Here is a 20,334-nt window from a genome sequence, read left to right on the forward strand (position 1 = left end):
TTATGAATCTGATCGACGCTTCATCCGCCAAAGTTTTTACCATGCATGAAGCCATATTTACCGGCCTTGCCTCACCCAGTCGTGGTTCTCAGGAAAATTCAGCCTGGATTGTTGAGTTGAGTTCCAACAAGCCCGGTGCCATCCATGAGCTGACACGAGAAGAGATATTTATCTGTCTTGCAGGCACGGCAACAGTGCGCATGGGGGAAGAACATCGCGACCTGAGTGCCGGGGCCTGCCTGATCGTACCGGCGCATACGCAATTCTCTTTGAGCAAAACCAGTGAAGAGAATTTCCGTGCCGTCGCAATCTTGCCAGTGGGTGCAGAAGCAATACTGGAGAATGGCCAGACTTTCGTACCGCCCTGGACGCTCTGACAGGTCGGCATATACGAAACATACTAACTTGGCAACACAAAGCGCATCCGGGATATGAAATGGATGATATCGCCCATATGAAATTCAGATAATGATTCCGGATTTTTTTGAACTATACTCAATTACGGCCCAACGACTTGATGACATTGCTGCGTCATTCGTGATTTCCCGCGTCCGCCAGGCGCATACTGGAGTCGTCATGCATATAGAAGAAACCCTCAGGCTGGATTTCAAGGACGTTTTGATACGCCCCAAGCGTTCCACCCTCACCTCCCGTTCCCAAGTCAATCTGGAACGTGAATTCGTTTTCCATCATTCCCGCAAGACGTATCACGGCATCCCTATCATTGCTGCCAATATGGATTCCACTGGCACCATGGAAATGGCAGCCGCACTCGATGCGCACCAATTATCCGTCGCCTTGCATAAGCACTATGATGAAGATGCACTGGTCGAGTATTTTTCTGCCTTGCAAAAGAAATCAACTGCCTTCTATTCCATGGGTATCACCCAGTCAGATTTCGAGAAATTCTCGGCTGTCATGGCACGCGCGCAAAATGCCATCGAATATGTCTGCATCGATGTGGCCAATGGCTATACCGAGGGCTTTATCAATTTCGTTAAAAAAGTGCGCACGACTTACCCGCACCTGACCATCATGGCGGGCAATGTGGTGACAGGCGACATTACTGAGGAACTGATACTGGCCGGTGCTGATATCGTCAAGGTCGGCATAGGCCCTGGTTCCGTCTGCACGACCCGTAAGATGACGGGCGTGGGCTACCCACAATTATCAGCCGTCATTGAATGCGCTGACGCTGCCCATGGGCTGGGTGGCCAGATTTGTGCTGACGGTGGTTGCGTCGTTCCTGGTGACTTGGCCAAGGCCTTTGGTGCTGGTGCCGACTTCATCATGCTGGGTGGTATGCTGGCAGGTCATGATGAATGCGCTGGTGACCTGGTAGAGCGCGATGGCCAGCAATTCAAACGTTTCTATGGCATGAGCAGCCGGGCTGCCATGGACAAGTATGCTGGTGGTGTCGCCAAATACCGTGCCTCGGAAGGCAAGGAAGTATTGATACCCTATCGCGGTGCTGTCGAAACCACCCTGCAAGACATACTTGGTGGTGTGCGCTCGGCATGCACCTATGTGGGCGCGCACAAGCTCAAAGAACTCACCAAGCGCACGACCTTTATCCGGGTTACCCAGCAATTGAACGAAGTGTTCGGAAAATCCTGAACCACCTCCCCGTAAAAATGTAGTTCTACTTCATCAAGTAAAGCCAGCTTCGCGAGAAGTTGGCTTTTTTTCATTAATGATGCGATTTAAACGATTTAATTCATATTTGGCACAATTCCTGCATGGTTTTGTACAAACAAAGTATTTTTGATCCCTGAATTTTCATGATTTCATTCTGTTCTGTGATTTGAATATTGCTATGCGGGTATATCCATGGCAGGATAGCCGTTCGGATTTGTGAAAATTTTCGCAGCAGCGAATAAATTGGCAATGCACCAAAATAATGCAGATTTGCACTGTTTTATGGCGCCTTGATAATTTCGCAGGGTATAGCAGCTTGCTTCGTTTAACTTTAGCTTTAAAACGGTTTTTTGCCTGGAGTGATATGAAAACGGTAGTCCTTAACAAAACAGCGAAATTCTCAGCGCTGACATTCAGTCTGCTATCCAGTGCCATGCTGATGACGGCGTGCCAAAAAAGTCCTGCACCAGAAGCAGTGGCCAGTGCCCCAGAGGCCCCGGCTTCCAATGCTGCCATGCCGACTGGCCTGGTGAAAAATCCGGTGAAACACTCGGATACGGCAGACGTGACGAAGTGGATGGATATGGCATCCAACAAGACTGCTGCTCAGATAGCCAAGGAAGAAAAACTGGCGAAAGACGCGAAAGACGCCAAGGAAGCGAAAGACGCTAAAGATGCCAAGGAAGCAAAATTAGCCGCTGAAGCCAAAGCCCTGGCGGCCAAGGCCAAGGATGCGCCTAAAGTTGCGTCTGCCACGGCAGTTGCCCCCGCTCCCGTACCAGTGCCAGCACCAAAACCGGTAGAAGTACCGCCACCAGTGGTTGCTGCGGCTCCCAAGCCAGCGCCAGCCCCTGCTCCGGTAGAAAACCTGACACTGAAGGTCGTCTCCAGCGTGCAACCTAAATACCCGAGCACGGCAGTTCGTGCCGGCGTCACATCTGGCGTTGTCAGTGCGCGCGTGCATATAGATACGGATGGCAAGGTCTCACAAGTGGATATCGTCAAAGCCAATCCACCCAAGCATTTTGACAAGGAAGTGATCGCAGCAGCATCACAATGGAAATATGCACCGATTTCCAAGCCGCTGACAACCCTGCTGGAATTTAATTTCAAGCTCGATAACTAAACAATAAAAACGATAGGGGCAGTCTGATTTTGCATCAGACTGCCCCTTTTTTATTGCACTGAATATTGTTTACCCCAGACGTAAGGCCTGGCGTTGCTCCTGATTCGCGGCTTTTGCTTTCTTGAACTGAGCAGTCTTACTAGCGCCTACTGCCTCGCCTATATTTGTGACTTTGAAGACGCCTACCACCTGATGCAAATTATCAGCTTGCTCAAGCAAGCTTTGCGCTGCTGCAGCGGCCTCTTCTACCAGCGCGGCATTATGCTGCGTCACTTGATCCATCTGGGTAATGGCCACATTCACCTGCTCTATGCCACGACTTTGTTCGCTACCTGCCGCCGCAATTTCACTCATGATGTCGGCCACCTGCTTGACGGATGTCACGATCTGGTCCATGGTGGCGCCTGTTTCATCGACCAGAGCAGAACCCGCATCGACTTTCGACACTGAATCATCAATGAGTTGCTTGATTTCCTTGGCGGCACTGGCAGACCTTTGCGCCAGGTTGCGCACTTCCGAGGCAACCACGGCAAAGCCGCGCCCTTGCTCACCTGCCCTGGCGGCTTCGACAGCCGCGTTCAATGCCAGGATATTGGTCTGGAAAGCAATGCCATCAATGACGCCTATGATGTCGACGATTTTGCGAGAGCTATCCTTGATTGCCCCCATGGTGCTCACCATTTGCCCCACCACATCGCCCCCCTTGCTGGCAAAATCGGACGACGACATGACAAGCTGATTGGCCTGGGCGGCGCTGGCGGCATTGTGTTGTACGGTGGAAGTCAACTCTTCCATCGATGAGGCGGTTTCTTCCAGTGAGCTGGCCTGGTTTTCAGTGCGTTCAGACAAGTCCATATTGCCAGTGGCAATCTCATTCGAGGCCGTGAAGATGGTATTGGTGCTGGTCCTGACCTGGCTGACAATATTGATCAGGCTCTGGTTCATATTCGACAAGGCTTGCAGCAATTCTCCAGCCTCGTCTTTGGATTTGATCTTGATATCCTGCCGCAAATCACCGGCGGCAATGTTATTCGCAATCTCGACTGCATAGTTCAAGGGCCCAGAGATGCTGCGCACCAGCCAAACGCCCATGGCCGTAGCAAACAAGACCGACAAGATGATGAAGACCGCCGCAAAAACCTGGAAGCTGCGAAAGAAACTCTGGGAAGAGTCATACTCGGATTTACCCACATTCAATTGCAATTGTATGAGCCCATCCATGGCCTCTTTCATGCCCACAAACAAGGGCTCGACTTTACCGTGGAATAACTTCGACGCGGCATCGATTTCTTTATTTTTCAAGGCAGCCAAAGTCGGGTTCAAACCCTCGTCAAGAAATTGTTTTCGCCTGGTCGCAAACTGATCTGCCAGGACTTTTTCTTCCGGTGTCAGGTAAGTCGCCATGTATTCTGCCCAAACCTTGCTGGCTTCAGCCTTGCCAGCTTCGACCGCAGCGACATGCGCGGAAATTTTTTCCTGGTCGTCGGTCATGGCCTTGGCGACGATGACTTGATTTCTCATGATGAGACGTATGACAGCATCAAGCTGCCCTAGCGCCACCAGCCTGTCGTCATACACGGTTTTCAGAGAATTGTTACTGGCATTGAGACTCAAATACCCGGCAGACCCTATGGACAAGACCAGCAAACTCAATAAAATAAAACTGAAAATGAGCTTGGTCTTGATGCGTATATCCTGAAACATAAAGCCTCCATAAACTTCGGATGAAACCTGACTAGCAAGATGAGTGCGTTGCACTTTTGCATGCGGCCTGATACTGGGGCAATCCAGGCAATCAGGGCGGCGTGGGTGGAAAGCGGATCAGACTGGGCTGATCCGTGATTTGACTTTAAATGCTAAACGGCAATAACTCAAGGTCGGGCGAATAATTCCGCCGGGCTTAGACTATTTTTCCCACAAAGTATAAAAGATTGTTTCCAGGCAAAAATACTTCTATGCATACGCAAAAATTGCGAGAAATATGCGAAGAATTATGGAGTTTGATTTTCGGTATCCTGTGCCGCCAGCTTGCGCAGCACCTGGGCGGCTGCCATCAGGCCAAAGGAAGCCGTGACGACGATGGAGGAACCAAAACCCGCGCAGTTCAAGCCCGTCACACCAGTAGTGCCTGCACTTGCCTCAGTACCGACTTCGCACACTTCGGCAGTTTCTGGTGTGCTCAATGCTTCCATGGAAAACACGGCATCAATCCCGAATTTGCTTTTTGCCCCGCGCGGGAAGCCATGATTTTGGCGCAAACGCTTGCGTACCAGTGCCAGCAAGGGCTCTTGCTCGGTGCGTGAGAGGTCCCTTATTTCTATCTTGCCTGGATCAGTTTGCCCGCCAGCCGCACCTATGGTAATGAGGGGGATGGCATGCTGACGGCAATAAGCAATCAGGGCGGTCTTGGCTTTGACATTGTCGATCGCATCTATCACATAATCAAAACCGGGCTGGCCCAGCATGGCATCGAGATTGTCTGGCGTCACAAAATCTTCGACCTCATTGACTTTACAGTAAGGATTGATGAGGGCGATACGTTCAGCCAGCGCCGTGACCTTGGCTTTGCCTACTGTGTCGGTATTGGCCTGTATCTGGCGATTGATATTCGATTCGGCTACATTGTCGAGATCTATCATGCTGATCTGGCCTATGGCACTGCGGGCCAGTGCCTCTACTACCCAGGAGCCAACGCCACCTACGCCGATGACGCAGACGTGCGCGCCCTTGAAACGTTCCAGTCCAGCTGCACCATATAAACGGGCGATACCACCAAAACGGCGGTCAAAATCGATATCGACTACTTCTTGCATAGGAAAATTGTGCCCGCAGGCTGTACATGATAAGCAGGCGCTATTTTACTTGATGCAGCGTAAGACTGAATTTTAACGTCCAGTTTTACGCTTCAAATCAGAAAACAGGGAAAATACCCAGGGTCGGGTTGCCATCAGCAAGGCCACGCCCTGTCTCTGCTCAGATGACAAACTGGCATCAATGTCAGCCAGCTCATTGAATTCTGTCAGCAAGCGTCCCATTTTTCTTTGCAGAACAGCAATCGAAGCAGTGCTGAGTTCGCGGGTTTCAAAGCGCAAGACTGCCTGCTCATCCTCAAAATCATTTTGCAAAAATTCTTCCATGACCTGGGTCTGGTATTTCTTGCGTATGGGGCCGTCTGCACGCCATTGCAGGGTGGTATGGGTCAGTAATTTGATGCGGTTATGGGGATGCAGTTCGATTAACTCCAGCCTTTCCAGGCCCATCAATAGCTGCAAAAGTTCGGTTTCTGCTATATCAAACTTCCTGGAAATCTCTTTGACTTGCCATTGATTGAGCAAGAGATAAAACACGCCCAGCAGTCTGGGTTGATCGGCCAGCGTTTGCTCCTGCTTCTCCGATAGTTCAGCCTTCAATTCTTGCTGCCCCCGTGCCAATCTGGCCAGCTCCAGGAAATCCAGCTCCAGTAACTGGCATATCGCTTCCAACCTGCGCACGGTAAATGTCGACTCTGAGAACAGGCGTTTCACACTGGCTTCGCTGATTTGCAAGTGCGCCGCCAGTTGTGCATAGGTCAGGCCCTTTTGCTTCAAATGCTTTTTCAGGGCTGTCGTGATTTGCTGGGTCAGGTTCATGTCACCCTTAAGGTTTACGCTGGTCTATGCGGAAAGATAAATGACGTTGAGTATTAAAATTTAATACTAATTTCTATTAGATTGTATATCAATACCTTAAATAACAAAATGCAGTCTTCACCAACCAGGAGAAAACTGCATGTCTACGCAACACCATTCACTCATTGTCAACGATATTCATTCCGCCATGAACCTCACTCAGGTGAACAAGATAGTAGAAGTAAGCGATCTTGCCCATCTTGCCGCAACTTTGGCTGAGGCAAGAAATAGTGGCAAAAAAATCGCCATCAGCGCAGCCCGTCATGCCATGGGTGGACAGCAGTTTGCCCATGATGCCATCTTGCTGGATATGCGTGGCATGGATAAAGTGCTGGCTTTTGACCGCAGCCAGGGCATCGTCACAGTCGAAGCGGGCATACAGTGGCCAGCCCTGATCGATTATCTGGAGACGGCACAAATAGACAACCTCAGACCATGGAGCATACGGCAAAAACAAACTGGTGCAGATAATCTCAGCATAGGCGGCTGCCTGTCAGCCAATGTGCATGGACGTGGCTTGCAAATGCGCCCTTTCATCAACGATGTCGAGAGCTTTAGCCTGCTGGATGCCCAAGGCAGATTACAGCATTGCAGCCGTGACAATAATAGCCACTTATTCAGGCTTGCCATCGGTGGTTATGGCATGTTTGGCGTTATCACCAAGGTCAGCTTGCGCCTGGATGTCCGACAAAAAATGCGACGCGATGTCAGCATGATCTCGCTGGATGAATTGCCAGCTGCGTTTGCGCAGCGCATAGCAGCGGGCTATACCTACGGTGACTTTCAGTTTGCGATAGACCCGGACAGTCCTGACTTTTTGCGGCGCGGCGTATTCTCCTGTTATTGCCCGGTAGCCGACTCCAGCAACATCAGGGAAGAGCATGCACTCAGCGATGAACAATGGCAGCAATTGCTGACATTGGCCCACGTAGACAAGAGCCGCGCCTTTGATTGCTATGCCCAGCACTATCTAGCCAGCTCTGGCCAGATTTACTGGAGTGACAGGCTGCAACAAACTACGTATCTGGATGGATATCATGACAAGATAGACAGCCTGCTTGGCCAGCATGGCTCGGAAATGATAGGCGAGCTATATGTGCCAAGAACAGCGCTGCTGGCCTTCATGCGCGATGCAGCACAGGATTTCCGCCAGCATGGTGTTGACCTTATCTACGGTACGGTACGTTTGATAGAAGCAGATACAGAAAGCTTCCTGCCGTGGGCCAGGCAAGACTATGCCTGCGTCATCTTTAATTTGCATACCGAACATAGTGAAAGCGGCATGGCCGCCACGGCAGCAGCTTTCGGCAGACTCATCGATCTGGCGATCCTAAGGAATGGCAGCTTTTACCTGACTTATGGACGCTATGCCACAGCAAAACAAATCCGCCATTGCTATCCCAACTTTGAAAATTTCCTGGCTTACAAACGCCGTTTTGATCCAGAATTACTATTCCAAAGTACCTGGTTCCAGCATCATGCCGCCATGTTTGCGGCGTCTCAGGAGCAGGCAGCATGAAGGCTGACCAAGCCAGTAACACCGCCCTGATCGTTGCCGCCGGCGTACAAATGCTGGCGCGTGATCCAGACTATCTGGGCCTCGTGCCTGGCACTATGACTACACATGGGCAAAGCTTGTTACGGGCCAGCCACCCACGTTTGTCCAGACTGATTAGTCACCAGTGGTTCCGCACGCTAGCCTATGCAGCAGAACAAATGACCTTGCCAGGCATCTTGCTGCACTATGTCTTGCGCAAAATAGTCATCAGGGATTATGTCGAGCAAGCTATAGCGGCAGGTACGCGCCAGATCATCGTGACCGGAGCTGGCTATGATAGCCTGTGCATGGAACTGGCGACAGCATATCCAGACTTGAACTTGATAGAAATCGATCATCCGGCAACGCAGGCTGTCAAACGCGCAGCGACAGGCTCGCAAGAAAATCGTATCCACTATATCGCTACTGAACTGGGCAAACAAAGTCTGATAGAAGTATTAGGCAATTGCCCGCATTTTGATGCGCACCTGAAAACCTTGTTCATTGCCGAAGGTTTGCTGATGTATTTGGCAACGAGCGATATTGCCAGGCTATTACAACAAATGCGCATGCTTGCCACGGAGTCATCACTGATTTTTACCTGGATGGAAATCCAGGCAAATGGCAAACCCAATTTTCGACCTGCCAGCAAGATCATTGATTTTTTCCTCAAGAAAAAGAACGAACCCTTTTTATCCGGCATGGCACAAAAGCAAGTCTCAAATTTTTTGCAGCAACATGGCTACCATCTGCAAGACTTGAAAGAAAGCGCTGATGTCGCTACGCAAGGGTGCAAGATCAAACCAGTGGCGGGTGAATATATATGTTTCGCTAAAAATCAACACGTCTGAGCAGGTCTGAATTTGATATGACGCAAGCAGGTAGAGGCTGTCTATTGCATAATAAGCATATCAACCCATGCAAAGTGAAAATGAATACCTTATTCGATACTGCCCCAGGCTTTGACCAACCGCTAGCCGTACTCAAGCATTGCCATGACCGCATACGCAAGCAATTGGCGACCATGAGCAAGCTGCTAGATCACTTACCCAGCCATGGTGCCGACCAGGAAGCACAGCAGGCTGCGCAGTCGGTGTTGAATTATTTCGTCAAAGCAGCCCCTTTGCATCATGAAGATGAAGAAATCAATCTATTGCCTGAACTGCAAGTGACTGCGAAGGACGAAGATGCTGCCCTGCTAGCTGGCCTCTTGCCAAAAATTCTTAGCCAGCATGAAGATATGGCTGCGAAATGGCTACAACTGGAAAAACAGCTGGGTGCCATTGCAGCAGCAACTGCGGCGTCCTTATCTGCCAGCGAAGTACAGGACTTTCAAGCCCTGTATAGCGAACATATGCAGATAGAAGAAACACAGATCGCCCCAATGGCAAAACGCCTGTTTTCTGATGCGCAAATGGCAACTCTGGGCGCAGCGATGAAAACCAGGCGCGGTATTGCCGCATAAAAATAGCAAAGTTCTCAATACTTTATCAAGGAAAACCATGTCCGTAGCTGATATCCGTACCGACTACAAAAAAGCCAGCCTGGCTGAATCTGAGGTGAGCAGCGATCCCTACAGCCAGTTTGCCAACTGGTTTGATCAAGCTTTAAAAGCCGACGTACCAGAACCAAATGCCATGACCCTGTCCACAGTGAGTACGGCAGGTCGCCCCAGTTCACGCATTGTCCTCATCAAGGAATTTGATGCACGTGGTTTTTCCTGGTTCACCAATTACGATAGTGCCAAAGGCCAGGATCTGGAAAGCAATCCCTATGCTGCGCTCCTGTTTTTCTGGATACAGCTGGAAAGACAGGTTCGCATAGAGGGTCGCATAGAAAAACTCAGCGATGCGGAAAATGATGCTTACTTCAACAGTCGCCCTTTAGGCAGCCGCCAGAGCGCCCTGGCATCGCAACAGAGCCAAGCTATTGCTGACCGTGCCGTGCTGGAGCAACAACTGGCTGCCGTCATAGCAGAATTTGGCGATCACCCGCCGCGCCCTGCTCATTGGGGTGGGTATAGGCTAGTGCCAGAACGCCTGGAATTCTGGCAAGGCCGCAGCTCGCGCCTGCATGATCGCATCATCTATACCAGGTCTGAAGATGGCTTGTGGGAAATTTCTCGCCTTCAACCTTAATCCCTGCAGCAGCTATGGCTACCGCCTTCTCAAAACATTGACAATGCGATAGCCAGCAAGCCGATTTGGCATGGCAGTTTACAGACCGTGTTATTCTCGGTGTTTTTACCACACACCGAAGTCCATGCCTAAGAAAAAGATCTTGTTATTAAGCGTTTCCGCTGGTGCAGGTCACAAGCGTGCCGCTGAAGCCATACAGGCCACTGCCGTGCAGCATGCCGCTGATACTGAAGTCTTGCATCTGGACGTGATGGATTTTGTCACGGCGGGCTTCCGTAAAATCTATACCGACTTCTATATCAAGCTGGTCAACAAAGCCCCAACCTTGTGGGGTTATCTCTACCATGCCAGCAATGAAGCCCAGTCTGACAGCACCATGGAAAAGCTCAGGCGCGGCATAGAGCGATTAAGTTCACGCCCCTTGCTGCAAGCCATTGCCGACTTTGCCCCCGATGTTATCGTCTGCACTCACTTTTTGCCTGCCGAAATGCTATCCCGTCTGTTGCGCAAGGAAAGGCTGCATTGCCCGGTCTGGGTGCAAGTCACTGACTTTGATTTACACAGGATGTGGGTACATGAACACATGGCCGGTTATTTTGCTGCCAGTGAAGAAGTGGCAGACCGCATGCGTATCAATGGTATCGCCGCTGACCATGTTCATGTCACGGGTATTCCTATCATGCCTGCCTTCACACAAGACCTGGACAGGAAAACCTGTGCTGCAGAGTTTGGACTAAACCCGGCTTTGCAAACCTTTATGCTCATGGGGGGTGGTGCTGGCCTGGGTGGGCTCGATGAAGTAGCCGAGCGCCTGTTGTCATTGCCAGGCAATTTCCAGCTCATCGTATTGGCAGGTAAAAATGCACCGGCCTTGCAAGCCTTGCAAAAACTGGCACTACGCTATCCGGGGCGCTTATTGCCGCAAGGCTTCACCGACAAAGTCGAGCGTTTGATGGCTTGCGCTGATCTGGTAATCACCAAACCGGGCGGTCTGACGACATCTGAATGCCTGGCCATGGGCTTGCCCATGATCGTCAACTCCCCTATTCCAGGGCAGGAAGAACGCAATGCCGACTTTTTGCTGGAACAAGGCGTGGCCTTGAAAGCCTATGATGACATCAGCCTGGCTTATCGCTTGAATTACCTGTTGCAACATCCCGATAAATTGCGCGACATGCATGTCAAGGCGCAGGCCCTGGGCCGCCCTCAGGCAGCCAGGGATGTTTTGCAAACCATACTGAGTAAAGCAGTTTGAGGTCTGGTTTGATGATGAAACCTGCTAATTCATTTCTGTCTTTCTTACTCTGCTTTGCTTTTGCCTGTGTGCTGGCGCTATTTTTTGCCCAGGTAGAAATCCAGATAGAAGGCAGTGCTGGCTGGGCTGCCAATCTGCCGACCTGGCGTATAGAAAAGCACTGGCTGCTGGATATCTTCTGGGGTGGCCGCGCCATGACGGGATACCACGCCTGGGTTTTCCCTTTCATCAGCCTGTTTTTTCATTTCCCCTTTGCGATGATGCGGCAATGGACCTTGAAGCTGGAATGCCGTGCCATCGCCAGCATCATGAGTTTTTGGGTAGTCGAGGACTTTTTATGGTTTGTCATCAATCCTGCCTATGGTGTCTCGCGCTTCAACGCTCATGCTGTACCCTGGCATATACACTGGCTGCTGGGCGTGCCTACCGATTATTGGGTAGGCTTTATCGGTGCCACTTTCCTCTATATTTATTCGTACAAAACACATGCTCAACAAGATGCGAAGTAAACGGATCAAGGCTGGCTTGAAGACCGTGTCAGCCCTGGCTGCTCTGTCCTGCACCAGTCTGCTGCTGGTAACAAATACCGCTAGCGCACAAGACGCTCGTCCTGCCGAATGGGCTACCCCGGTAGCCGAGGCGAAAAACCTGTATCGCGTCAATCAAGACTTCTATCGCAGCGCCCAATTGGAAAGCAAGGATGCCGCCTTGCTGAAGTCCCTGGGCATCAAGACCATCGTCAGTTTGCGCTCCTTTCATTCGGATGACAGTTTATTCAAGGATAGTGGCATCAAGCTGCAGCGCATAGGTATCAATACCTGGAGCATCAATGACCTCAATGTCATCACTGCCCTGCGCGCCATTAAGGCAGCAGAAAAAGAGGGACCCGTACTCCTACATTGCATGCATGGAGCCGATCGCACAGGTCTGGTAACTGCCATGTACAGGATACTGTATCAAACCTGGACCAAGGAACAGGCTTTGGAAGAATTGATGAAAGGCGGCTACGGTTACCATAGCATGTGGAAAAACATCCCGGAATATCTGAACAAAGTCGACATAGAGAAAATACGTACAGGTGTGAATAAACCATGAAACAAACTACTTTTTTATTTGGCATGATCTCAGTCCTGCTCTTGTCGACAAGTGCACAGGCTGCCCAACTGGATGCCAGCAAATTCAGCGAAACCGAGGTCCAGCTCATTGACCTGACTAAGCCGGATAGCAGTGGCAAGACGTTTGCCGCTGGCACCATACTCAATGCCCCGGTCGCCAAAGTATGCGCAACCATACAGGCCTATGAAGATTACCCCAGCTTCATGCCGAATACTGCCAAGGCCAAGGTCACGCGCCAGCCGGATGAAACTGCACTGGTGGATTTCACCCTGAATCTGCCACTTGGTAAAGTCAAAAAATACCGCCTCAAAATGACACCTAAAGCCAGTGCCACGACCTGTAACCTGAGTTGGAAACTACAACCATGGGAAGGTTTGAAACAGGAAGAAACCATCGCAGATACTGCAGGTTACTGGGATTTGACAGCACAGGCTGGCAACCCCAACAAGACTGTTGTCAAGTACCAGGTATTTACTGATCCAGGCCCTGTGCCTATGGGTCTGGGCTGGATCGTTGATAGCATGAGCAAGGATAGCATCCCGAAAATGATGGATGCACTCAGGAACAAATTGCGTTAAGCATGGGCGGCTAAAGCAAAACGGGGAGATCAATGATCTCCCCGTTTGCATTTGCATGAGTGTATTACTATAGACTGATTACTTGTCCTCTACGGTATAAGCTGCCTTGGAATCTTCTACAGCAGGTTCGCCTTGTTTTTCAGGAATTTTAAAACCGGCATAAGTACCCGCACTCATGCCCAGCAAGGCCAGAATATTACTGTCCAGGTTAGGCATGTTGAAGTGCTGTACCACATAGATCAGGAACAGGAAGCCTATCAGCACATTGAATACCAGCATTTGAAAGCGATGCAAGGTCAAGCCTTGTGAGTCACTGAGAATATCATGGAAAAATCCCTGGCTTTCGCCAAGCTGGTCTGGCTTGCTGGTATCCACACCAGCAGCAGTCAGATAAGTGGCACTGCCTATGCCAAGCAAACCCAGAGCCTGTGCAGAAATAGTAGGTATACCTTCTGTCGCTATACATAACCAGATATAAGAGGCCAGTACAATAAAAAACCACCAGGCCATTTGTACCCGCGCCAGACTATAAGTACGCTGCTCTACGGCTACCGAGTTACTGTCACGCAGCAAGCCAGAATCTCTTCCGAGTCGAAACAGGGCATAGCCGACGACGGCAATAAATCCAAAGCCAAAAATAAGATGCGCTGGTTTCAATATTTGAAAGTGCATGGAACCTGTCGCCAGGACTACACTGATACCCGCTTTTTTTACACTGACATTGAAGGGCAGATCTCGACCGTAACCGTGGCGTGACTCTTGCCAGGGAGTGCCCATCACGGCCTCGCGTTCAGACAAAAAAATGCTGGAGTCTGTTTGCGGCATTTGAAAGACCAGTTTGTTCATGCTTGGGTCAGGGTTGCAGTCAAGTAATTTTCTTTGGCTAAGCACCCCATTGATGCGCAGTTCTACCGAACTGAATTGCTCACTCTTCAAAGTTTCACATACTTTGGGAACAGAAATCATCAATAATTCCTGGTCCAGATCTACCTCTTTCCGGACCAGCGGCTTAGCCTCATTTGCCAGAGCCAGGCTGAAACCCAGGCTCAACGCACAAAACAGTAATTTTTTTATGGTAAGCAGCATTTTGTTTTCCTTCAGTTTGGCATTGGAGTTACAAACAAGGTGCGTTCAGCTGCGCGGCGTGTGACCAGGCCTTGCAAAGTTTTGCCTCCAGCCTGGGTCCAGCGGCCAAACTGGTCAGCCGCTCCTGCCCTGTCATTGGCATTGAGTTTTTTTAACAAGGTGGAGCTGCGTAAATTGCCTACGCCCAAATTAAAAGTAAAGCTGGTCAAGGCCCCATATTCATTATCATTCAAAGGCACAGTCACGACTGACAAGACATCCCGACCAGCATTCATCAAGTCTGCCTGCAACAGACCGCTGGCCTGTTCCAGACTGATACCATTTGGATACAGGGCTTTGACTTGCAGGGTGTCAGCCTGTCCTTTCATGAATCGTCCCTGATAAGTGATTGCATGACCCCAGCCTATGGTCCAGATATTCACAGGGTCCAGGTAAGGGTCAATATTGCTGGTGGCGGGATTGCCGTCTGGTATGCCTTCAAAGCGCTTGACCAGATCGACGGTCGCCGGATTCACGTCACGAAGTGCCATTTTTCTCTCCCTGTTATTGGCATGGGTGGGCCATGCAAGTATGAGAAATCTGGAGAAAACTGCATCCTCAGAGCAATATTCGCAGACAGACACTCAACACGCTTGCACAAGCAATGAGGATAGTATCAAATAAATATGACTTTTTTATAACTTAATCGCGCTTATTCACCAAGACTGTGGCGGATAAAGCATTTTTGCGGGAATGAATACAGGTGGAAACTATGTCGACAAACCTGGCGTGCAATGGAATCACAACACGCCTATAGACGCGCGCAGCAAAATGCACTGGCACTTTGCTGCGGGTAAGAAGATTTAAGCAATCAGCTTGCTGGCAAATACCTTTCTGGCTTTGGCGACTTTAGGTGCCACCACGAAGGAGCAATAGCCCTGCTCTGGATGCTGGCGGAAATAATTCTGGTGATACTCTTCCGCGATGTAAAACATTGGTGACTGGCTGATTTCGGTAACGATGGCATCATCCCAGACCATGGCCATTTCCTTGACAACTTGTTGTGCCAGGGCTTGCTGCTGAGTGTCATGAAAGAAAATGACGGAGCGATACTGCGTGCCTGCATCATTGCCCTGACGGTTCAAAGTCGTAGGATCATGGATGGTGAAAAAAATTTCCAGCAAATCCCGATAGCTGACGATGGCAGGGTCAAAAGTCAGGCGCACCACTTCTGCATGCCCGGTTTTGCCGGTACAGATTTGTTCATAGGTGGGTTGATGGACGGCACCCCCGGCATAGCCTGACTCCACTTTCAATACCCCACGAATTTGCTGGAATACAGCTTCAGTACACCAAAAACAGCCGCCTCCCAGGGTGGCAAATTCAGTCGATGTCGCGCTCATGGTTTTCTCCTTGTTTATACAGTAGCTTAGTCTGTACTTAGTCTGTATAAAGCGCATTTTCTTACATTTATGAAATCTTTGCCTGGGACTTGTATGACTTCTTGTAAGTAAATGAAACCAAGCTATAACAAACGACATCAAAACACTGTGGCCGGTTCCGCTCTTTCTGCAGCCAACTCTATCTCCGCCAGAAAACGGGCACTATCCTGGTACGCGACACTATGATTCAAGCGCTGAAATTGTCCCTGGCTTTCCAAAACAAAACTGGGGAAACCCTGGGCACCTGCCCGGCGCAATAATTGGTGGGCAGCCCCTGCCCGCGCTGGCAAATCTGCTTGCGCTCTGGCATAACTTTCTTTGAAATCTGTCGCATTCAAACCCAGTCCGACAGCCAACTGGCTCAAGACATGAAAATCACTGATATCCGCCGCATCAACATAATGCGCATGCTGAATTTTCTCCAGCATCTGTAAAGCGGCCAAGCCAGAGGCGTCTGCCTGACTCATGACCGCAGTTGCTGATGGTACCGAGTAATACTTCAATTCATCTATCTTCCGCACTCTATCCAGGTATGCCTGGCCAAATGCCACGCCTGACAAAATGGCGATATGCTGGTCGGCCGCAATAATGTGCTCTCTGTAGCTGGGCGGGATGACATTAGGCTGGGCAAACAACAGGCCCGGATGAAACACCAGCGGCAGCTTGTCACCAAAATGCGCCTGCACTTGCTTTAGCAAAGGGCTGGCCGCATAGCACCAGCCACATAGGGGGTCAAAAATCATATGTAGTTTGATGCTCATGCCTTGCTCCTGTCCTTGAATAATTGCCGCTATTCTAGGCAAATAACAAGTATAGAAAAAGCGCGTATGATGGAAAGCATCTTTCGATAAAACAGAATAATTACTCTTATATTTTTCGAATCATGCATTTTGATCAACTACGCCGCATGGCCTTGTTCGCCCAGGTAGTGCGCTATGGCTCTTTTTCCGCTGCCAGCCGGGCACTCGATCTGGCAACCTCGGTACTCAGTGCTGCCGTCTCTCAACTGGAAATTGAACTGGGGGTACGTCTGTTGCACAGGACTACCCGTCGCCTGTCTCTGACCGAGGTCGGGCAAGAGTATTACCAGCAATGCCAGTCCATGCTGGCTGCAGCAGAAGCAGCACAAGAGTTGATTGCCGAAAGCTCGGGAGAAATCGCTGGCCGCCTGCGTATTTCTGCCGCCTCTGATGTGGCAGAAAGTATTATCCTGCCGGCCCTCCAGCCACTCACCAGAACACACCCCAAGTTAGTACTGGACATACAGGTTGCAGACAATATCGTCGATATGGCAAGCCAGCAAATTGATTTATCCATACGCTCAGGCTGGATGCGCGATTCGTCCCTGGTAGCCCGCAAATTATCGGACTTGCATGAGGTCCTGGTTGCCTCGCCTGCTTATCTGAAACAATCGGGGATACCGCAGAACCCGGAAGATTTGAGTCAATACCAAATCATTGCCATGACACGCCTTACTGATCCCACCATACTGCCTTTAAAAAATGCCGATGGCCTGTTGATCAAAGTCAGCCTGACAGCGTCTGCCATGACTGACAGTGTGCGGCTGCTAACCCATATGGCTGTCCAGGGTATGGGCCTGGCGCGCTTGCCCAGCTATGCAGTCAGCCAGGATTTACGCGCTGGTCGCCTGGTGACGGTGCTGGATAACTGGCAACTGCCAGGGGCTGGCATTTTCGCAGTAACCTTGAAGCGTGGTTTGCAGCCACAAAAAGTAAGGGCTGCGATTGAGGCGCTGACGCAGTATCTGAATCCAGCTTGAAATGGGACGCATTCTGCCACGATCAAAACCTGCCAAAACACAGAATCGATTTCATTACTATTACTTACACTTGGCAAACAGCCAGAATCCTGATCGTCCATCATTTCGTGCTATCTTTTTCCTGTCACGGCATTGGATATGCTTATTCAACGAAATCAAGAATAAAACGACAAGCAATACTACCAGCACCCTATATCATGAAAAGAATGAAGCTTTCTCCCGCCAGTGCCCTTTCACCTGAACGCTTGACGGCAGTCGGCAAAAAACCAGGCACGCACTATGCATCTGCCTTGCTGATCCTGCTCTTGACAGCTTGTGGAGGCAGCAGTACTTCGCCAGAAAGCTCTACAAACAAAGTCGCAGTGGTCACACCACCACCGGCAGGTACGGCAAACCAGCCCGGCACACAACTGGATGAGCCGCTGACGTTTGAGCAATACAGGGCGCTGAACAAAGATGGTCCGGTTCTGCACCAGCCTGCCCCTGCACCCATCAATGCCCTGCCACCATTGTTGCTGGATACGCAAAACCGGGAAATGGTCAGAAATGCCTACAACACCCTCTACCCGCAATCAGATAATGTAGCGATGAACTGGACTGGCGACTACGCCGCAGGCAAGGCGGGCAGTGTCAGCACGCAATACCAGGATGCCACCTTGTTGCGCATCAATTTAATACGTGCCTTGGCTGGCGTACCGGCGAATGTCGTATTCGATCCAGTTTATTCTGCCAAGAGCCAGCAAGCTGCATTCATGATGAGCATCAATGGACAGCTCTCGCATACACCGCCATCCAGCTGGAAATTTTATACCGCCGATGGCGCTGAGGCGGCTGGCAACTCTAACCTCGCCCTGGGCAATGCGGGGCCAGATGCAATCTCGAATGGTTATCTGGGGGATAGCGGCAACAATAATGCTGCTGTGGGCCACCGCCGTTGGCTGCTGTATCCGCGGACTCAGGTCATGGGTTCGGGCAGCGTCCCTGGCGCCCCCTCATCCGGTGCGGGCAATAACTCACTCTCCTCCGCCAACTCATTGTGGGTGTTTGATAGAAATGCATTAAGCCAGCGCCCCAAGCTACGCGACGATTTCATCGCCTGGCCAGCCAGGGGCTATGCCCCCTACCCTGTCGTTTATGGCCGCTGGTCATTCTCGTACAAAGACGCTGATTTTTCCAATACCAAAGTGAGCATCAGCAAGGCTGGCGTCAACATCCCTGTGAACATCGAAGCCCAAGCCAGGGGCTATGGTGAGAACACCATCGTCTGGTTATTACAGGGTACGACAGATGGCAGCAGAGCAAGCAAACCAGCAAGTGACGAGACTTATGAGGTCACAATTTCTGATGTGCGGGTTTCGGGAGGATCACAAACATTCAGCTATAAAGTCATCATTTTTGATCCTGAAACAGCGACACCAGGTATAGACACTACTCAGGTCACGGCTAACGCCAGCGTCAATGTGAATTCCCCTTTGCTGTTCCAGGTCAAACCTGTCGCGGATGCCTCTGGCTATGGTCTGAAAACCTATCGCAAGGCCGCCCTGACGGATACCTGGACTGTCAAGAATGCCGCAGATAGCTGGACCGCCAGCACCGCCTCCAACTATTCTGCCTTTGGTAGCAATAACTTCATCCTCTTCCACGGCGACTTTGGTCTGCAAACCCTGGGCTACAATAACAAGCTCTTGATAGCAGCAGGAGGCCAGGTCGAGTTTGATAAAACCACGGGTTATGCCACCCCTGGCGAGTATTTGAGGGTGCAGGTTTCAAGCAATGACGGTGCCACCTGGTCAGATGTCTATTCAGAAAAAGGTACATCCAGCCCGCAGGCGAGCAACCATATCAAGGTAGACCTGGCTAAATATGCAGGCAGTAGTGTCAACTTCCGCTTTGCTGTCACGCTGGATTCTGGCTCTTCCTTCTACACCACACCTGGCGTCTCTGGCTGGCAATTCAATAACATCAAGTTTGCCAATGTCGTGCAATTGGTGGATGAGCAAACTGGCTTCATCAATGGCAATCAAACTGGCACCAGTCTGGTGTTTACCAAAGCAGGTGATTATCTGGTGATAGGCCGCAGCCAGTATCAGGGACGCTTCTTTTCTGACTGGGGAAAACCTTACTTTTTTACAGTCACTTCCACCGGGTTTGACGGCAATCTGGCGAACTATACGATCTCTAAAACCACCGGTGGCTATGCCATTACAGACAAGTCAGGCAATAGCGCCAGCCAGGTAGTGCCCACTTCTGCACGCATCGCCTTCAAGGATGTGACTGTGGCATTTGATGTCGAGGGTAAGCCAGGGCAAGCCTACCGCATCTACCAGGCGGCATTTGGCCGTGTACCTGACCTCGCAGGGCTAGGCTACTGGATCAAGCAAATGGACCAGGGCAGCAATCTGAGCAGTGTGGCAGCAAGTTTCATGCAATCTGCAGAATTCAAAACCCTGTACGGAGCCACCAATCCTTCAACAGATAGTTTCCTGACTACCTTGTATAGAAATATCCTGGGTCGTCAGCCTGACCAGGCTGGTTTTGATTACTGGAAGGCGGAGATACAAGCCAACCGTATCACCCTGCCTGGGGTCTTGGCGAGTTTTACTGAAAGCCAGGAAAACAAGCTCAAGACAGCAACAGCGACGCAAAGTGGGATTGCGTATATCCCCTACCTGCAATAGCTAAAAAGACATTATTTTCAAAAAGACAAAATACTATGAGGTAATAAGGATATTGCATGACAGCTTGCTGGCTAATTTGGCAAGCAATCCTCGTAATTTAGAATAAAACCGAACAAACGTGAAAAAATGTAACTTCCCGGACTAAAGATTACACAAACTTACACAAGAGAAGTGCAGTAAATAGTTGGTATACGACTAAAATATTTCACTCGAATTTACTGCCGACAACAAATGCATGTTGTCCGGCAAACAGTCAGTTAAATGCCCGCCGCGTCCCGGACAAGGACGATAGATAGCAGGGTTTAACTAGTGA

Annotated in this window: 20 protein-coding genes; 13 read left to right on the plus strand and 7 right to left on the minus strand. The window is 50.3% G+C overall.

Translation table 11 applies throughout. The features are described from left to right. Positions 1–2 precede the first annotated feature (2 nt). From ACO0LF_RS15890 to ACO0LF_RS15900, 3 genes are all read left to right on the plus strand, one after another. Positions 3–377: a cupin domain-containing protein gene (locus ACO0LF_RS15890; protein ID WP_423015602.1), complete on the plus strand. Its 375-nt coding sequence runs from the start codon at positions 3–5 to the stop codon at positions 375–377. Between the two features lie 199 nt (positions 378–576). Beyond that, positions 577–1,617, plus strand: a complete 1,041-nt coding sequence (locus ACO0LF_RS15895; protein WP_423015604.1) for a GMP reductase — start codon at positions 577–579, stop codon at positions 1,615–1,617. A gap of 385 nt (positions 1,618–2,002) precedes the next feature. Further along, positions 2,003–2,764, plus strand: a complete 762-nt coding sequence (locus ACO0LF_RS15900) for an energy transducer TonB (RefSeq protein WP_423015606.1) — start codon at positions 2,003–2,005, stop codon at positions 2,762–2,764. 69 nt (positions 2,765–2,833) lie between these two features. On the opposite strand, the gene ACO0LF_RS15905 is transcribed toward ACO0LF_RS15900, so the two are convergent. The 3 genes from ACO0LF_RS15905 to ACO0LF_RS15915 all read right to left on the minus strand — a co-directional run bounded on the left by ACO0LF_RS15905 (position 2,834) and on the right by ACO0LF_RS15915 (position 6,393). Beyond that, a complete protein-coding gene (locus ACO0LF_RS15905) occupies positions 2,834–4,468 on the minus strand; it encodes a methyl-accepting chemotaxis protein (RefSeq protein WP_423015608.1) in 1,635 nt (544 codons plus the stop codon). A gap of 287 nt (positions 4,469–4,755) precedes the next feature. Continuing rightward, entirely contained in the window at positions 4,756–5,577 is an 822-nt protein-coding gene (gene tcdA, locus ACO0LF_RS15910) for a tRNA cyclic N6-threonylcarbamoyladenosine(37) synthase TcdA (RefSeq protein ID WP_423015610.1), read from the minus strand. Positions 5,578–5,649: 72 nt separating this feature from the next. After that, positions 5,650–6,393, minus strand: a complete 744-nt coding sequence (locus ACO0LF_RS15915) for a helix-turn-helix domain-containing protein (protein ID WP_423015612.1) — start codon at positions 6,391–6,393, stop codon at positions 5,650–5,652. A 139-nt stretch (positions 6,394–6,532) separates the two neighbouring features. On the opposite strand from ACO0LF_RS15915, the gene ACO0LF_RS15920 reads away from it, so the two are divergent. The 8 genes from ACO0LF_RS15920 to ACO0LF_RS15955 all read left to right on the plus strand — a co-directional run bounded on the left by ACO0LF_RS15920 (position 6,533) and on the right by ACO0LF_RS15955 (position 13,056). Then, positions 6,533–7,951, plus strand: a complete 1,419-nt coding sequence (locus tag ACO0LF_RS15920) for an FAD-binding oxidoreductase (protein ID WP_423015614.1) — start codon at positions 6,533–6,535, stop codon at positions 7,949–7,951. Continuing rightward, a complete protein-coding gene (locus tag ACO0LF_RS15925; protein ID WP_423015616.1) occupies positions 7,948–8,820 on the plus strand; it encodes a class I SAM-dependent methyltransferase in 873 nt (290 codons plus the stop codon). Before ACO0LF_RS15920 ends, ACO0LF_RS15925 begins: the two co-directional genes overlap by 4 nt. Before the next feature lie 80 nt (positions 8,821–8,900). Continuing rightward, positions 8,901–9,434 carry a hemerythrin domain-containing protein gene (locus ACO0LF_RS15930; RefSeq protein WP_423015618.1) on the plus strand — a complete coding sequence of 178 codons (534 nt, stop codon included), beginning with the start codon at positions 8,901–8,903 and terminating at the stop codon, positions 9,432–9,434. A gap of 37 nt (positions 9,435–9,471) precedes the next feature. Beyond that, a complete protein-coding gene (pdxH, locus tag ACO0LF_RS15935) occupies positions 9,472–10,107 on the plus strand; it encodes a pyridoxamine 5'-phosphate oxidase (RefSeq protein WP_423015620.1) in 636 nt (211 codons plus the stop codon). A gap of 124 nt (positions 10,108–10,231) precedes the next feature. Next, a complete protein-coding gene (locus ACO0LF_RS15940) occupies positions 10,232–11,362 on the plus strand; it encodes an MGDG synthase family glycosyltransferase (RefSeq protein ID WP_423015622.1) in 1,131 nt (376 codons plus the stop codon). Between the two features lie 11 nt (positions 11,363–11,373). Beyond that, complete coding sequence (locus ACO0LF_RS15945) at positions 11,374–11,871, plus strand: hypothetical protein (RefSeq protein ID WP_423015624.1); 498 nt, start codon at positions 11,374–11,376, stop codon at positions 11,869–11,871. After that, positions 11,861–12,457, plus strand: a complete 597-nt coding sequence (locus ACO0LF_RS15950) for a dual specificity protein phosphatase family protein (RefSeq protein ID WP_423015626.1) — start codon at positions 11,861–11,863, stop codon at positions 12,455–12,457. Before ACO0LF_RS15945 ends, ACO0LF_RS15950 begins: the two co-directional genes overlap by 11 nt. Next, complete coding sequence (locus ACO0LF_RS15955; RefSeq protein WP_423015628.1) at positions 12,454–13,056, plus strand: hypothetical protein; 603 nt, start codon at positions 12,454–12,456, stop codon at positions 13,054–13,056. The genes ACO0LF_RS15950 and ACO0LF_RS15955 overlap by 4 nt, the downstream gene beginning before the upstream one ends. Positions 13,057–13,134: 78 nt before the next feature. Here the strand turns inward: ACO0LF_RS15955 and ACO0LF_RS15960 are convergent, their stop codons facing one another. The 4 genes from ACO0LF_RS15960 to ACO0LF_RS15975 all read right to left on the minus strand — a co-directional run bounded on the left by ACO0LF_RS15960 (position 13,135) and on the right by ACO0LF_RS15975 (position 16,324). Then, positions 13,135–14,142 carry a hypothetical protein gene (locus ACO0LF_RS15960; protein ID WP_423015630.1) on the minus strand — a complete coding sequence of 336 codons (1,008 nt, stop codon included), beginning with the start codon at positions 14,140–14,142 and terminating at the stop codon, positions 13,135–13,137. Between the two features lie 11 nt (positions 14,143–14,153). Then, entirely contained in the window at positions 14,154–14,672 is a 519-nt protein-coding gene (locus ACO0LF_RS15965) for a lysozyme (RefSeq protein ID WP_423015632.1), read from the minus strand. A gap of 312 nt (positions 14,673–14,984) precedes the next feature. Continuing rightward, the gene (gene msrA, locus ACO0LF_RS15970; protein ID WP_423015634.1) at positions 14,985–15,524 is read right to left on the minus strand and encodes a peptide-methionine (S)-S-oxide reductase MsrA; all 540 of its coding nucleotides are present in this window, start codon (positions 15,522–15,524) and stop codon (positions 14,985–14,987) included. Between the two features lie 137 nt (positions 15,525–15,661). Further along, positions 15,662–16,324, minus strand: coding sequence for a DsbA family protein (locus ACO0LF_RS15975; RefSeq protein ID WP_423015636.1), 663 nt, complete (start codon positions 16,322–16,324; stop codon positions 15,662–15,664). Positions 16,325–16,446: 122 nt separating this feature from the next. Between ACO0LF_RS15975 and ACO0LF_RS15980 the strand changes: the two genes are divergently transcribed. Next, positions 16,447–17,343 carry a LysR substrate-binding domain-containing protein gene (locus tag ACO0LF_RS15980; protein ID WP_423015638.1) on the plus strand — a complete coding sequence of 299 codons (897 nt, stop codon included), beginning with the start codon at positions 16,447–16,449 and terminating at the stop codon, positions 17,341–17,343. A gap of 206 nt (positions 17,344–17,549) precedes the next feature. Further along, a complete protein-coding gene (locus ACO0LF_RS15985) occupies positions 17,550–20,021 on the plus strand; it encodes a DUF4214 domain-containing protein (RefSeq protein WP_423015640.1) in 2,472 nt (823 codons plus the stop codon). The last annotated feature ends 313 nt before the right edge of the window (positions 20,022–20,334 follow it).

Source organism: Undibacterium sp. Di27W (assembly GCF_049340345.1).
GTDB lineage: Bacteria > Pseudomonadota > Gammaproteobacteria > Burkholderiales > Burkholderiaceae_D > Undibacterium.

Bases quoted from the DNA above. Each gene is read 5' to 3' on its own strand.
- ACO0LF_RS15890 (WP_423015602.1), top strand. From the start codon at position 3: ATGAATCTGATCGACGCTTCATCCGCCAAAGTTTTTACCATGCATGAA.
- ACO0LF_RS15895 (WP_423015604.1), top strand. From the start codon at position 577: ATGCATATAGAAGAAACCCTCAGGCTGGATTTCAAGGACGTTTTGATA.
- ACO0LF_RS15900 (WP_423015606.1), top strand. From the start codon at position 2,003: ATGAAAACGGTAGTCCTTAACAAAACAGCGAAATTCTCAGCGCTGACA.
- ACO0LF_RS15905 (WP_423015608.1), bottom strand. From the start codon at position 4,468: ATGTTTCAGGATATACGCATCAAGACCAAGCTCATTTTCAGTTTTATT.
- tcdA (WP_423015610.1), bottom strand. From the start codon at position 5,577: ATGCAAGAAGTAGTCGATATCGATTTTGACCGCCGTTTTGGTGGTATC.
- ACO0LF_RS15915 (WP_423015612.1), bottom strand. From the start codon at position 6,393: ATGAACCTGACCCAGCAAATCACGACAGCCCTGAAAAAGCATTTGAAG.
- ACO0LF_RS15920 (WP_423015614.1), top strand. From the start codon at position 6,533: ATGTCTACGCAACACCATTCACTCATTGTCAACGATATTCATTCCGCC.
- ACO0LF_RS15925 (WP_423015616.1), top strand. From the start codon at position 7,948: ATGAAGGCTGACCAAGCCAGTAACACCGCCCTGATCGTTGCCGCCGGC.
- ACO0LF_RS15930 (WP_423015618.1), top strand. From the start codon at position 8,901: ATGAATACCTTATTCGATACTGCCCCAGGCTTTGACCAACCGCTAGCC.
- pdxH (WP_423015620.1), top strand. From the start codon at position 9,472: ATGTCCGTAGCTGATATCCGTACCGACTACAAAAAAGCCAGCCTGGCT.
- ACO0LF_RS15940 (WP_423015622.1), top strand. From the start codon at position 10,232: ATGCCTAAGAAAAAGATCTTGTTATTAAGCGTTTCCGCTGGTGCAGGT.
- ACO0LF_RS15945 (WP_423015624.1), top strand. From the start codon at position 11,374: ATGATGAAACCTGCTAATTCATTTCTGTCTTTCTTACTCTGCTTTGCT.
- ACO0LF_RS15950 (WP_423015626.1), top strand. From the start codon at position 11,861: ATGCGAAGTAAACGGATCAAGGCTGGCTTGAAGACCGTGTCAGCCCTG.
- ACO0LF_RS15955 (WP_423015628.1), top strand. From the start codon at position 12,454: ATGAAACAAACTACTTTTTTATTTGGCATGATCTCAGTCCTGCTCTTG.
- ACO0LF_RS15960 (WP_423015630.1), bottom strand. From the start codon at position 14,142: ATGCTGCTTACCATAAAAAAATTACTGTTTTGTGCGTTGAGCCTGGGT.
- ACO0LF_RS15965 (WP_423015632.1), bottom strand. From the start codon at position 14,672: ATGGCACTTCGTGACGTGAATCCGGCGACCGTCGATCTGGTCAAGCGC.
- msrA (WP_423015634.1), bottom strand. From the start codon at position 15,524: ATGAGCGCGACATCGACTGAATTTGCCACCCTGGGAGGCGGCTGTTTT.
- ACO0LF_RS15975 (WP_423015636.1), bottom strand. From the start codon at position 16,324: ATGAGCATCAAACTACATATGATTTTTGACCCCCTATGTGGCTGGTGC.
- ACO0LF_RS15980 (WP_423015638.1), top strand. From the start codon at position 16,447: ATGCATTTTGATCAACTACGCCGCATGGCCTTGTTCGCCCAGGTAGTG.
- ACO0LF_RS15985 (WP_423015640.1), top strand. From the start codon at position 17,550: ATGAAGCTTTCTCCCGCCAGTGCCCTTTCACCTGAACGCTTGACGGCA.